The sequence below is a fragment of the Haladaptatus marinus genome (genome assembly GCF_051194195.1).
Window position 1 is genome coordinate 1,369,974 of sequence record NZ_JBLZNK010000003.1, and the last position, 12,473, is coordinate 1,382,446.

General features: G+C 57.4%; 12 protein-coding genes and 1 tRNA gene. 4 read left to right on the plus strand and 9 right to left on the minus strand.

Annotation, left to right across the window (positions count from 1 at the left end):
• Window positions 1-8: 8 nt before the first annotated feature.
• From ACN2TU_RS13335 to ACN2TU_RS13345, 3 genes are all read right to left on the minus strand, one after another.
• Window positions 9-866 carry a universal stress protein gene (locus ACN2TU_RS13335; protein ID WP_435155931.1) on the minus strand — a complete coding sequence of 286 codons (858 nt, stop codon included), beginning with the start codon at window positions 864-866 and terminating at the stop codon, window positions 9-11.
• 263 nt (window positions 867-1,129) lie between these two features.
• Window positions 1,130-1,714, minus strand: coding sequence for a DUF7090 family protein (locus ACN2TU_RS13340; RefSeq protein WP_435155933.1), 585 nt, complete (start codon window positions 1,712-1,714; stop codon window positions 1,130-1,132).
• 48 nt (window positions 1,715-1,762) lie between these two features.
• Entirely contained in the window at window positions 1,763-2,203 is a 441-nt protein-coding gene (locus tag ACN2TU_RS13345) for a DUF2391 family protein (protein ID WP_435155935.1), read from the minus strand.
• Between the two features lie 147 nt (window positions 2,204-2,350).
• Here ACN2TU_RS13345 and ACN2TU_RS13350 point away from each other — a divergent pair, with 147 nt between their 5' ends.
• Together ACN2TU_RS13350 and mdh are read left to right on the plus strand one after the other, a co-directional pair.
• The gene (locus tag ACN2TU_RS13350; RefSeq protein ID WP_435155937.1) at window positions 2,351-3,031 is read left to right on the plus strand and encodes a class I SAM-dependent methyltransferase; all 681 of its coding nucleotides are present in this window, start codon (window positions 2,351-2,353) and stop codon (window positions 3,029-3,031) included.
• A 127-nt stretch (window positions 3,032-3,158) separates the two neighbouring features.
• Window positions 3,159-4,073, plus strand: a complete 915-nt coding sequence (gene mdh, locus ACN2TU_RS13355; RefSeq protein WP_435155938.1) for a malate dehydrogenase — start codon at window positions 3,159-3,161, stop codon at window positions 4,071-4,073.
• Between the two features lie 517 nt (window positions 4,074-4,590).
• Here mdh and ACN2TU_RS13360 read toward each other — a convergent pair.
• Both ACN2TU_RS13360 and ACN2TU_RS13365 read right to left on the minus strand, forming a co-directional pair.
• Window positions 4,591-5,250, minus strand: a complete 660-nt coding sequence (locus ACN2TU_RS13360) for a metallophosphoesterase family protein (RefSeq protein WP_435155940.1) — start codon at window positions 5,248-5,250, stop codon at window positions 4,591-4,593.
• 25 nt (window positions 5,251-5,275) lie between these two features.
• Complete coding sequence (locus tag ACN2TU_RS13365; RefSeq protein ID WP_435155942.1) at window positions 5,276-5,875, minus strand: IMP cyclohydrolase; 600 nt, start codon at window positions 5,873-5,875, stop codon at window positions 5,276-5,278.
• A gap of 135 nt (window positions 5,876-6,010) precedes the next feature.
• Here ACN2TU_RS13365 and ACN2TU_RS13370 point away from each other — a divergent pair.
• Window positions 6,011-6,083 (plus strand) — tRNA-Gln (locus ACN2TU_RS13370).
• A 72-nt stretch (window positions 6,084-6,155) separates the two neighbouring features.
• On the opposite strand, the gene ACN2TU_RS13375 is transcribed toward ACN2TU_RS13370, so the two are convergent.
• The 3 genes from ACN2TU_RS13375 to ACN2TU_RS13385 all read right to left on the minus strand — a co-directional run bounded on the left by ACN2TU_RS13375 (window position 6,156) and on the right by ACN2TU_RS13385 (window position 9,358).
• On the minus strand, window positions 6,156-6,536 hold the full coding sequence (locus ACN2TU_RS13375; protein ID WP_435156192.1) for a DUF5789 family protein: 381 nt from the start codon (window positions 6,534-6,536) through the stop codon (window positions 6,156-6,158).
• A gap of 66 nt (window positions 6,537-6,602) precedes the next feature.
• Window positions 6,603-7,100 (minus strand): KEOPS complex subunit Cgi121, encoded by a 498-nt coding sequence (cgi121, locus tag ACN2TU_RS13380; RefSeq protein WP_435155943.1) that lies wholly within the window; start codon window positions 7,098-7,100, stop codon window positions 6,603-6,605.
• The gene (locus ACN2TU_RS13385; RefSeq protein WP_435155944.1) at window positions 7,097-9,358 is read right to left on the minus strand and encodes an ATP-dependent DNA helicase; all 2,262 of its coding nucleotides are present in this window, start codon (window positions 9,356-9,358) and stop codon (window positions 7,097-7,099) included. Before ACN2TU_RS13385 ends, cgi121 begins: the two co-directional genes overlap by 4 nt.
• A gap of 131 nt (window positions 9,359-9,489) precedes the next feature.
• Between ACN2TU_RS13385 and ACN2TU_RS13390 the strand changes: the two genes are divergently transcribed.
• The gene (locus ACN2TU_RS13390; RefSeq protein WP_435155946.1) at window positions 9,490-9,732 is read left to right on the plus strand and encodes a ferredoxin; all 243 of its coding nucleotides are present in this window, start codon (window positions 9,490-9,492) and stop codon (window positions 9,730-9,732) included.
• A gap of 175 nt (window positions 9,733-9,907) precedes the next feature.
• On the opposite strand, the gene ACN2TU_RS13395 is transcribed toward ACN2TU_RS13390, so the two are convergent.
• Window positions 9,908-11,404, minus strand: coding sequence for a Cdc6/Cdc18 family protein (locus tag ACN2TU_RS13395; protein WP_435155948.1), 1,497 nt, complete (start codon window positions 11,402-11,404; stop codon window positions 9,908-9,910).
• Window positions 11,405-12,473: the final 1,069 nt, after the last annotated feature.

Here is a 12,473-nt window from a genome sequence, read left to right on the forward strand (position 1 = left end):
TCCGGTCGTCACAGTGTTTCCCGAATGAATCGATTCAGCCGTGGTCGGATTCCGACGGCTCGGCGAGTGATGATGACGGTGGTTTCCGACCGACGACCGACTGCTTGTGGAACGGTTCCGACGAGCTGTCGGCGAAGTATCCCACGCCTCGTCGAACCGAGGATGGTGATGTCGTGCTCCGACGCTTCTTCGACGACGGTTTCGGTGACGTTGCCGGTTCGAATCTCCGTCCATATCTGAACGGGTTCGATTCGGTTTGCCATGTTTGGTATCAGGTTTTCCGCCTCGATGGTTCCGTCATTGACGACCCGAAGCAGATGAATACGGGCGTCGTTCGACAGCGCGATAGCGCGAGCAACGTCCACTGCGAATTCCGCATGCGGCCCTTCGGCGACGGGAACGAGGATCGAATCGACACCGTCCGCGGGGCCGATTTTTTCGACGAGTACGTCGCACGGAACGCGCGCGACGATTCGGTCGGCGTTGCTTCCGAAGACGATTTCACTCGGGCGGGCGCGCTCCTGCCACCCGATGATAAGTGTATCACAGTCGAACTCGACCACGGCGTCGGAGAGTGCTCGGACGATATCGTGGGAAACGAGCAGTTGTCCACGAACGGGGACGATGTCACGCGCAGTTTCGACTACTCTATCGAGGATTTCCTGTTTTTTTCCGCCGAACTCACGGATGATGACCTCGTCAGTAAATAGTGCAAACGGTGATTCGCGTTCCGTCACGAGGACGCTCAGCACGAGTACGTCGCCGTTTCGTTCGCGTGCGATATCGACCGCGGTACGGGTCAACTGCGGGGCATGGACCGGATCAGCAACCGCAACCGCGACCCGGTAGTCGCTCGAGTCCCCCATCAATGGTGGTACGGGCGCTATGAGCAAAAGTATTGACACGCATCAGCGTTTCATTCCGGAAACTTGTGTCGAAAGGATAAACCGGATACTCACGCTCGCCGAGTCGGTTGGGTTGGCCGTCGGAAAGGCATCGTTTCCGGTGGAAACAACCCAACTGCGGTGAGTAGAAGCGAGGGTGGGGGTGTGGTCACGTGAATAAAAACGGGAACGGATAAACTCACCAGTCCAGATTTCTGGCTTCGGGAAGATTCGAAAACCGACGACTATTCGGGGAAATCGCTATCGACGTTGCCATCCCGGTCTAGATCGACGACCGCGTCGAACAAGCCGAGGAAGCGCTCGATTTGCACTTCGTCGTGGACGCCTTTCGAAAGGTGGAACAGGCCGACCGCATCGTTTTCTTCGAGCAGTTCCAGTACTTGCGAAACAGTCTCGTAGACGCGTTGTTCGTCGGCGTAGTACGCCATTTCGGTGATGGAATCGAAGCTGATTCGCCGTTTTCCGTCGGTTTCCGCGAGGAAGTCCTCCGTTACGGAGAGAATGCCTTCGAGGTCGTCGGGTGCGGAGACGTAATGAACGTCGTCCGTGCTCCGTCGGGAGTAGCCACGTTCGATGGACAACGTGTCGAGAATGTCGGCTTTGCTTTCGTCCACGTCGTAGTGGTCAAGTTTCTGTTTCACCTCGCGGGCGGTCGTACGCGTCGAAATGACAAGGAATCTGTCAGTGTCAGTTTTCAGAAAATCAGTGTCGATTCGGTCTGTCTCACCCGTACTCGGGTGCAAGAGAAGGATACCGGTGCCGCCAGGTACCGTGTCCGGCGTGTTCTCGATAGCGAGTTGGTAGTCCATATCGTCCGTTAACCAGTGGCACCGACTTAAAATATGCGGGATTCGGGGTCAGAAGACGCTGTCCGCAGTGGCCGCTCCAACGACACTGAAGATGGCACCGACGCTGATGGCTTTTAGCGTATTCACGACCACCTGTCGGGAGGCGACGCCATCGATGAGACCGTCCCCGTAGAACGTCTCAGGGGCGGCGAAAACGATAGCGAGCAGCACTACCGAGCCGAACGAGACGATCATCAACGAGATGAATCGGGTGGGTATTCCCGCGACATCTGCTTCCCGATCCGGATTTCGGTCGTGATCGGCCTTGTACAGTGCACCGTATCCGATAGCAAAGACGATACAGACGGTTATCAAGCCGTGAAAGACGGACATGTTTTCCGCCAACCGCCACACTTCTTCCGTGACGACGAACGGTCCGGCGAGGAGGAACCCACCAACTAACTGCTGGGCAGTATCAGCGAGGGCGAACCGTTTTCTCGAACCAACCATACCCACGGAAAAGAACCGAGGGAATGTAAAGCCCTCGCGCGTTCCGATTCTTTCCTACGGTACGAGGGCAGCGCGTGGCACAAACTCATCGCTCCGAAACCGTCCCGCTCCGAATCGGTTTTGTCTCCGGCGTTCGTCTCCACGGCCATGAGCGTGCGCGAGGAGTTCGACGAGTGGGCAGCGGACGGCAGGGACAAAGGTATGGAAGAACGCCACTGGCAGACGGCGAAGTACGTCCTCGCCCGGATGCCGGTCGAAGCGGGCGACACTGTCCTCGATTTGGGATGCGGAAGCGGGTACGCAGGACGGGCACTTCGGGATACGAACGACGCGGGACGAGTGTACGGCCTCGACGGGTCGCCCGAGATGGCCCGCAACGCGCAGGGCTACACCGACGATTCGGACGTTTCGTATCTCGTCAGCGACTTCGACCATCTTCCTTTCAAGGACGACGGCATCGACCACATATTCACGATGGAAGCGTTCTACTACGCAAACGACCCGCACGAAACGCTTCGAGAAGTTCGGCGGATTCTCCGCCCCGGTGGAACCTTCTTCTGTGCAGTGAACTACTACGAAGAGAACGTTCACTCCCACGAATGGCAGGATTCCATTTCGGTCGAGATGACGCGATGGAGCGCCGAGGAGTACCGCGAGGCGTTCCGTGATGCCGGCTTACACATCGCGGAGCAGGACAACGTTCCCGACACGGACATCGAAATCCCCGCTGAAGAGGCGTTTCCGACCGACGGGTGGGACACCCGGAAGGAGATGGTCGAACGCTACCGCGAATTTGGAACGTTGTTGACGGTCGGCGTCTCTCCCTGACCCCCTTCGTTTCGGGTGGAACGAGACGACAAACTGGCTTTCGATTTCATCTTTGGAGCGAGTCGCATCTTCCCGCCGCCGTTTTTCCGGAGGATTTAACCAAATCGCAGGGCGTCTTCTACGTGATATGGCGAAAGTTAGCGTAGTCGGTGCGGCAGGCACGGTCGGGGCCGCCGCAGGCTACAACATCGCACTACGTGGCATCGCGGACGAACTCGTCTTCGTGGACATCCCGGACATGGAAGACAAGACGGTTGGACAGGCCGCGGACGTGAACCACGGGGCCGCCTACGACTCCAACACGGTGGTTCGACAGGGCTCCTACGAGGACACCGCCGATTCCGACGTGGTTGTCATCACGGCAGGCATCCCACGGCAGCCGGGCCAAACCCGTATCGACCTCGCTGGTGACAACGCGCCCATCATGGATGACATCGGTTCCTCGCTCGCGGAGTACAACGATGACTTCGTGACCATCACCACCTCGAACCCGGTTGACCTGCTCAACCGCCACCTGTACGAAGTCGGCGACCGCGCACGGGACAAAGTCATCGGCTTCGGTGGCCGCCTCGATAGCGCACGATTCCGCTACGTCCTGAGCCAGCGTTTCGACGCGCCGGTGCAGAACGTCGAAGCGACCATCCTCGGCGAGCACGGCGACGCGCAGGTTCCGGCGTTCTCCAAGGTTCGCATCAACGGCGCGGACCCCGAGTTCTCGGACGACGAGAAGGAGGAAATCCTCGGCGAACTCAAAACCAGCGCGATGAACGTCATCGAGAAGAAGGGCGCGACCCAGTGGGGTCCAGCGACGGGCGTCGGCCACATGGTCGAAGCTGTCCTGCGTGACACTGGCGAAGTCCTCCCTGCCTCGGTCAAACTCGACGGCGAATACGGCCACGACGACGTGGCGCTCGGCGTTCCTGTCAAACTCGGTAAGAACGGCGTCGAAGAGGTCGTCGAATGGGACCTCACCGAGTTCGAGCGCGAACAGCTTGGCGAGGCAGCGGACAAACTCGCAGAGCAGTACGACAAAATCGCGTAAGTAGCGGTTTCGGGGAAATTCGAGTTCTTTTTCAGCAGTCGGGATAGCGTGATTGTCGAAACACGTCTCACAGACTCGAGTGAAGGTATTTCAGCTCAATTCGTGTTCTTTCCGATGTTTTGAGCAAATACCGACTCCAAACAAACCGCCAGTGTCCCCACTCCTCCCCGCCCGCGAGGAATTGTACTCAGTGCTCGCTTTGCTCACCCTTCGTACGAAACTCGCGGGCGCAACCTTCCAGCAAGACGGCCAGACTATGTGGCGCGCTGGCACAGGCCTGAGGACACGGCGTCCGAAGGGCTGTGTTGATAGCGTGCGAGGGATGACTGAGTGAAAGAAGTGAACGAGGGAGTCGGTTGGGGAGAGTGTGGCCTGCGGTGGCGGTTGCGGTATGATTGGAGTCGGCACCAGCTAGCGACACGGTAGTAAACACAGAAACCGAGCGGGAATCAACAATCATTCCACCGGCAGAGTTCCGATAGCCACTACAAGATACCACGAACCGAACTGTTTCCTGCTACCGACCTTTCTCCAATCGCGTTCCAATCCGTTCAGGCAGTCCAGCATCACGAACCGCCTCCTGCACCGTCTCGATATCGTACTCGACACGACGCTCCTCGACTGTTATTGGATCCAAATCCAGAACCGCATACGCCGCCCGAGAATCCTTGTCCCGTGGTTGGCCGACGCTTCCGGGATTCATGACGACGCCCTCGTCGTACACCTCGTGGTGCTGGACGTGGGTGTGACCCATCACGAGCACGTCCTCGTCACCCAGTAACTCCGGAGAAAATTCACCCGGATATGTGTAGTGGTCGGGGTCATCAGGATGGCCGTGGACGATTCGCACCCGGCCATCACAAGCAGTCGTGGTGAGAGGGCGGTTCGCCAGCCACTCGCGCTGGAGGTCGTTCAGTTCGTTGCGGGCGTACTCGACGCCCGCGTTCGCCATGCTGTTGAAGCTGAATGCCGTGCCCGAAACGACGGCGCGGTCGTGGTTGCCCATCACGCTCGCCGTCACCCGGTTGCGGAGGATGTCGATACATTCGGCAGGCCACGGATTGTAGCCGACCACGTCGCCCGCACAGAGCAGGCCATCGACTGTAGGCATGTCGTCCAGCACGGCGTCGAGTGCGACTCGGTTCGCGTGAACGTCCGAAATGACGCCGACTTTCATGCGGGGCGATACGTTCGCCGTGGACTTAATTCCCGTTCTCGATTGCGAACGAGAACGAATCGCCATCGTTGGCATCGCCCGCATCTCCACCAGTTCGGGCCACGCCGACCGCGCAAACAGGGTGTTCGAAATCGAGATCGTAGGCCATACCTGCCGCCTCTTCGGCGTTCTCGCCTCTGAATGCAAATGGTTCGGGCGTGTCCTTCTCATAGGTTGCGACGAATGTCGGTTGCGTCACTTCCTTGACCACCAGGGCGTCCCGTCGAACGATGCCGATGTACGATTTCTCGCCAATCGTCCCCGCGATTCGGGGCGTGTCGTAGTCGTCCTTTTCGTAATCCAACGCGAGCAAGGTTTCTGCGAGGGCGTCCCGGGCGGGATAGCCGAGTTCGAGTTTTTCGGCGATGGGGTCTACCTGCGACCCGTTTCCGATGACTGCAGTATCGCCGACGTTTCGCGCACAGTTGTAGGAAATGTAGGGGTTGTCCGTCTCCGGCGCGTCCTCGGTTGGCGCGATGGTCACTGCGTCGTCGCGCGCGACTGCTTTTCGGTTCGGGAACGAGCGCGAGGAAACTCGGTATGCCCCAATTTCGGGGCCGATAACGATGAAGCGTCCAACGTACATACACGAGGATGCGCAATCATGGCGCAAATAGGTAGTGGTTTGTGCATGGTTACGGGATGAGCCAAAGTAACATACGGAGACCAAACGCGCAACGCTTACAAGCAAGCGGCAAGTACGGTATTCTGCAGCAAGCCAAGTCCCATGGGGTAGTGGCCAATCCTGAAGCCTTCTGGGGGCTTCGACCGCGGTTCGAATCCGTGTGGGACTATCCCCTCATTTCGCCTTTTTTGACGATATCGACAATCATCGGTGCCGAGAACCCCTTCGTTTCAACTGGAGATTACTGCCAGTTCGTGTTCGATTCCTCATTCGACACCGCATCATCGATCTCGTCTAGCGCCCGCTCGTCGTTGTACTCCGCCATTCCACCAGCCTCGCCAGTTACCTCGTTATACACCGCTTCCCGCACTTCCTCCGCGGATTCAAACCGTTCGTCTACGAGTCGGTCAAGGACGCTTCCCAGCGACTCCGTTTCGTTCGCCAAGTCGAGTCGCTGGTCACCGTACTCGGCCGCCAGCTCCTCGCTCGTCGTCGGATACTTGTGCTCGCCGAGCATCCGTCCGGCCCCACCAAGCATATCCTCGATGGTTTCAGCGCGTTCGTGCTGTCGCTTTCGTGCGCTATCCAGTACATCCTCGGTATCGTGACCGTCTTCAGCAATGGTATCGAGCGTACATCTGGACGTCCCAAATTCGTACTGGCCACCAGTGATACCCAACGGCCAATCCTATTTGTCCACTTCGAGCAGGGCAACTCGCTCGCAGACGAGGTCGGCAAGCGTCGCAGTTGTTGCATTCAATTCTCGCTCGGATATCTCGAAAAAGTCGAACACCGTCTCGCGGTCGGGATTTCCGAGCGATTCACCAGGCTCCAGTAGGTCGGAAACCGCCTCCACTGCCGCCACTTCCTGCTCCTCTCGCAGGCCATCGATCACGACAACTATCTGTTGTTCGCCCTCTGAAACCCCCATTTCGAGCGCCTGATTGATTTGGCGACGACCCGCGGCATACAGCAGAATTTCGACTGCGGGGTCGTGAGCGACGTTTTCTTCCCGCTCGAATGCACGATTCGCGTGTTCGACCGCCGATTCGAGATGCTTGCGTCCAGCGACGTAGCGAGCATCAAAGGCCTGTATCGCACAGCCGAACTCATCGGCGATGGCTCTAAGACGGGAGAGAAAGTCGTCGATGTCGTCGATGTTCGCCCTCCCTTCGGCCAATTTCATTCGAAATCACCGAGGCTCTGCTGACCGTTATTTTCGTTTGCGGCTTGGGTTGCACTCGCCTTCACGTCCGCGTCGGCCTCGATACCATCTAGTGAGGGGTCTTTGCGCCCCACGTTTTCGAGGATGGTTTCGGTCGTCTTTCGCCGACCGCGAAGTGCGCCGAGGACGACCGATTTGTCCGCTTCACGGAGATCCGTTCGGGATTCGATTCCCACTTCGTACAGACGACGGGCGCGTTTTCGACCGACGTTTCGAACCCCTGCAAGGTCGAGAAGTTCCTCTTCGACGCCGTATTCGACTCGTTTTCGCGCCTCGCGCACAGCGGTTGTGGTAGCGGATGGAAGGCTTTCATCGTCGCTTCGCTGGAGTTCGCTTGCGAGTCGCTCCGCCGCGTTCAGCAACCACTCCGCCGTATCCACTTTGCCACGAATGTCGCCAGGGCCGACTGCGTAGCGCTCCGTAATCCGATCTTCGTCCAGTTCACTCGCCCAATCTTCGAGGAGTCTCGCCGTCTTCAGCGCCGAGAGCCAATCCTCGAACGCGTGGTCTTCGAACTCCGAGGGCATCGAACCGAGGAACTCCGTTTCCCGCTCGTAGGCGATTTCCGTGTACCGTTCGCGGTCTCCCGACCGAAGATAGAGTTGGTACATGTCCGGCGTGCGCGAAACGAGGTGATACAGCCCCAGTGCAGTAGGGTCGTCGTTTGCCGCACGCAGGCCGTCGATGATTTCGGCGGCACTCATCGGATCGAGGTAGAGTTGCGAGACGCGGTGGCCAAGTCCGGTCGCCCGGAGGCGGTCGTCGCGTTCTAGAAAACCGTTTCGTTCGAGATAGTCGAGCACTCGCTGGGTGACGGTTTCGAGACGGCCGGTTTCGTCGGTCTGGGTCGCGTACAGGGTTCGTTCGAGGAAATCCAGTAGTTCGTCTTCCGACCCTGCGAATCCGGACGCGACCGTGGCGAGAATGTGTGTTCGCAGTGCGGGTTCCGCAGCGAGTTTCGAGTGTACGGGTTCGGGGTCGGCCCAGACGTACTGGTCGAACAGTTCTTGGAGTTCTTCGTGGCTTTTCGCGATGAGCACCGCCTCGCCGTAGGGGTCGAGGCCGGGTCGTCCCGCCCGCCCGAACATCTGGTGCACTTCGAGCACGTCGAGCGGTTGCATCCCGCCAATGTCGCCATCGTAGCGTCGCCAGTCGCGAACGATGACTCGCCGACTTGGGGTGTTGACCCCCGCCGCGAGCGTCGGCGTTGCGCTGATGACTTTCACGAGTCGGTCGCGGAACACCTCTTCGACCAGCGAGCGGTGTTCGCTGGCCAGTCCTGCATGGTGGAACGCGGAGCCCTTCTCAACCGCGTTTGCGAGATCGTCGCTGGTTTCGGTGTCGCTCACGTCTCGGATTTCGTCGGCGACTTCGCGGAGTTTCCGTCGCTCTTCGTCGGTGAGATAGCCTTTCGTCACGTCCGCGAGTCGCTTTGCTGCGGCCTCCGCGTTCCGTCGGGAGTTGACGAAGACGAGTGACGACCCTTCATCACCGAGGGTATCTTCGACCAGTGCGGCGGTCTCTTTCTGCTTTCCGCGCGCGAGCTCCTGTTGCGTGCCGTCATCGAAATGCAGAGCTTGTCCGTAGAGAACACCTTTCTGGAGATCGATGGGCCGCCACGACGAATCGACGAGCGTGGCGTCGAGCCACTCGGCCATCTCGTCCGCGTTACCGACCGTCGCGGAGAGCGCGACGGTCTGAAGGTTCGGGTTCACACGTCGGAGTTTGGCGAGGGTGACTTCGAGTGTCGGCCCACGGTGTGCGTCGTTGACGAGGTGAACCTCGTCGGCGACGACGCAGGAGAGGTCGTCAACCCATTTCGCACCGTTTCGCACGAGCGAGTCAACCTTTTCACTCGTGGCAACGATGATGTCCTTCGTTGCGAGCCAATCGCCGTCGCTGTCGTAGTTGCCGGTCGAGACGCCGACAGAAACGCCGTACTGTTCGAACTCCTCGAACTCTTCTTTCTTCTCGCTGGCGAGCGCGCGAAGCGGGACGATGTAGAGGGCTTTCCCGCCACGGGCGACGCTCGAAAGCATCGCCAGTTCCGCGATGAACGTCTTTCCGCTGGCGGTCGGAATGCTGGCGACAATACTCTCGCCGTCGGTGATACCTGCCTCGACTGCTTCCGCCTGCGGTGGATACAGTTCCTCGATGCCCTGCGCTTCGAAATGTTCGGGGACGCCGTCTGGTAATCCCACTAAATCGGCGACTTTCACGCACGCTCACCCTGCGTGCGCGATGCGAATCCGGTCATTACCACCGATTGGCGCGTCTTCCCGTTTAAACTGTCGGGTGACACCTGCATCCCTCCGTCAACCATATCTGCCTCCCTGTCAGATGTTCGAGCATGAAGATCGAATATGACCGTAACACGTGTACGGGAATGTTTCAGTGTACCGCAGAATGGGACGAGTTCGTCGAGAACCGCCAGGACGGAAAGGCAGATTTGCTGGAAAGCGAAGAGGTCGAAAACGGAATCTTCGTGCGCGAAGTGCCGGAAGACGAGGAGTTCGATGCCGAGATGTCCGCCCGCGTCTGTCCGGTGGATGCAATCAAAGTGTACGACGACGATGGCGAGCAAATCGTCTGAATACGTTCTCTTTCACGTTTCGAAACCGGTTCAGATGTTCAAGCAGGGTAGCGTTTCGACTGCGTTCGAAAGGGTACCATTTCGGGTGGAAAACGCCAGAGTAGAGCGCGGTAGAGAATAAAATCAGTTGCTAAATTGTAGGGTCTGTTGTCGAGTCTGATTCGAGCAAATCGACTTAACTATCGAACCGTGCCTGCTGCATGAACGGTTGGATATCGTCGATATCGCTGAGTCGTGAGTCTGACTGGAGAACCGCCTCGGTTTCATCGATGGGAACGGAGATGCTGATCTCTTTGGTACGTCCGTAGCGACCTTTCGAGACGACGACGGCGTTGACGATGCCGAGCATGTCGAGTTCGCTGATGAGGTCGGTGACGCGGCGTTGGGTGAGGATGTCGGCGTCAATTTCCTCGCAGAGGTGTTTGTAGACGTTGTACACCTCGCCCGTGTTGATGTTGTGGACGCCGTTCTTTTCGAGTGAGATGGTCGAAAAGAGGACGAGTTTCGACTGCGTCGGAAGCGTCCTGACGACTTCCACCACGCGGTCGAGTTCGATTTTGTCCTGTGCCTTGCGTACATGGCCCTCTTCCACGCGCTCTTTCTGGTCGCGTTCGGCGAGTTCGCCCGCAGTTCGAAGTAGGTCGAGTGCGCGACGGGCGTCACCGTGTTCCTGCGCAGCGAACGCGGCACACAGCGGAATCACGTCGTCCGAGAGGGCGTCTTCTTTGAACGCGACGTCCGCTCGGTGTTGAAGAATGTCGCGGAGTTGGTTCGCGTCGTACGGTGGGAAGACGATTTCTTCCTCGCCGAGGCTCGATTTCACGCGTGGGTCGAGGAAATCAGTGAACTTCAGGTCATTGCTGATGCCCATGATGGACACCCGCGAATTTTCGAGTTCCGAGTTCATCCGCGAGAGATTGTAGAGCGTGTCGTCGCCGGATTTTTCGACCAGTTTGTCGATTTCGTCCAGCATGATGACGACGACTCGCTCCTGATAATCGACGGCCTCGAAAAACGTGTTGTAGACGCGGTCGGTTGGCCATCCCGTCATCGGGACGGCTTCCATCTCGTCGGCATCGGCTTCCAATTCGTCGATGCGATCTTCGATTTCCACCAATGAAGTGAACTCCGTGTTCGCCAACTGGTTGGATTCGGCGGCGATACCGTCGCGGATGTCTTGAAGTTCGGTAATTCGCTCCTCGATGTCGGCCTGGTTGTTTTCGATGAATTTGTTGGCGAGTTGCGCGAGTACGCGGTACTGCGTGTCGGTGACTTCGCAGTTGATGTATTCGACTTCACACGGAACCTCGTACTTCAGCGATGTGCGTTCGAGTTCCTGACTGACGAACTTCGCGCTCGCGGTTTTTCCAGTGCCCGTCTTCCCGTAGATGAGGATATTGGACGGTGTCTCCCCTCGGAGAGCGGCAACGAGGATGGTCGCCATTCGATTGATCTGTTCTTTCCTGTGCGGGAGTTCGTGCGGCGTATATGAGGGTCGGAGAACTTCCTTGTTCTCGAAAATCGGTTCACCACTGAGTAGGTCATCGAACAACCCTTGGTTGCTCTCACCACCCGTGTCGTCCAACACGACTTCGTCCAAATCAACGCCCTCGAAACCACGGCTCCCGTGGTCAGTTCGTTCGTCCGGTGGAGTGGTATTTTCGTCTGACATTCGTCGTCTACGTACCCCTTCGTTTCCACTGGAGTCATCGCGCCGTGCGGAGAGAGACGGGAAGACATCGGGAAGAACACCCGATTTCGTTTCCCACAGAAGCAACAGCGCGTCCAGTTGATGCAGATGAACAAAAGGTAGAGCACAGTATTAAAATCTTTCTTATTAATGGGATGACGGGCGAAAAACGGGTTTTTCGGCGGTAGTCATCGGAAACAGCATCGTTTCAAGTCGAGACAGGGATTCAGTTGGAACTCGTATCGTGGATCGGGTCGAAAACTCGGATTAGAAAGCACATAAAAATCGTGTCAAAGAGTAAACCAAGTCGAGCGGTGAAATATTTGTTGTTTTCCAACACCAGTACGAACCATCTTCACAATCTGTTGCTATCGGTACCAATCATTGCTTCCTGTCAGTTCCACTGCTCCAGCTTCGTCAGGTCAACGACGTTGATTTGATTTCGTATCCGGTTTCGTGACGATATCCAGTTGGCGACTATATTCCGAGAATTATCGGATTCCAAAGAGAACAGATTAATCTCGTGGATTTCAGGTAGAACCAGTTTGAGCAAATTCCTGGAGAAACGCCTCGTCTTCTGAACCCCTTCATTTCAAGTGGAACACGCTCACTTGGAGAGCGAGGTTTCACAAGATGCAGAGTAACAGAGAGTATCAGAGATTCCCTCGGTTGTCGTTGGAGACCAGATATCGAGGTATGTTACCAATCGACTCTCTAGCCCCCCACCCCTTCGTTTCGGGTGGAACGCGAGAAAGGGAGGGAGGGGGGAAGTCAATATTTAGAACACGAATCTTTATTACAACCCGAAAGAAACAATATCTGCAAACTAGAGCAATTTGTTTTCTAGAGGAGAGTGTTGTCTGTAAGTTACCCGCCGCTGACACTCCCCCACCTCATCTATGGCGAGTTCCACCCGAAACGGAGGGGTGGGGGTCACCCGTCACCGACGATTTCGTGGCTCTTGGTAGCATCCAACATCCGTCACGGAATGCTGATTTCACTTTCTGCCAACTTTGCTCTGACAGAGTTCAACAGAGCCAACGACCCGAGC

What these genes read in the sequence shown, in the direction of transcription:
- mdh (WP_435155938.1), top strand. Translation starts at nt 3,159, where the DNA reads ATGGCGAAAGTTAGCGTAGTCGGTGCGGCAGGCACGGTCGGGGCCGCC.
- ACN2TU_RS13345 (WP_435155935.1), bottom strand. Translation starts at nt 2,203, where the DNA reads ATGGTTGGTTCGAGAAAACGGTTCGCCCTCGCTGATACTGCCCAGCAG.
- ACN2TU_RS13335 (WP_435155931.1), bottom strand. Translation starts at nt 866, where the DNA reads ATGGGGGACTCGAGCGACTACCGGGTCGCGGTTGCGGTTGCTGATCCG.
- ACN2TU_RS13340 (WP_435155933.1), bottom strand. Translation starts at nt 1,714, where the DNA reads ATGGACTACCAACTCGCTATCGAGAACACGCCGGACACGGTACCTGGC.
- ACN2TU_RS13365 (WP_435155942.1), bottom strand. Translation starts at nt 5,875, where the DNA reads ATGTACGTTGGACGCTTCATCGTTATCGGCCCCGAAATTGGGGCATAC.
- ACN2TU_RS13390 (WP_435155946.1), top strand. Translation starts at nt 9,490, where the DNA reads ATGAAGATCGAATATGACCGTAACACGTGTACGGGAATGTTTCAGTGT.
- cgi121 (WP_435155943.1), bottom strand. Translation starts at nt 7,100, where the DNA reads ATGAAATTGGCCGAAGGGAGGGCGAACATCGACGACATCGACGACTTT.
- ACN2TU_RS13350 (WP_435155937.1), top strand. Translation starts at nt 2,351, where the DNA reads ATGAGCGTGCGCGAGGAGTTCGACGAGTGGGCAGCGGACGGCAGGGAC.
- ACN2TU_RS13395 (WP_435155948.1), bottom strand. Translation starts at nt 11,404, where the DNA reads ATGTCAGACGAAAATACCACTCCACCGGACGAACGAACTGACCACGGG.
- ACN2TU_RS13360 (WP_435155940.1), bottom strand. Translation starts at nt 5,250, where the DNA reads ATGAAAGTCGGCGTCATTTCGGACGTTCACGCGAACCGAGTCGCACTC.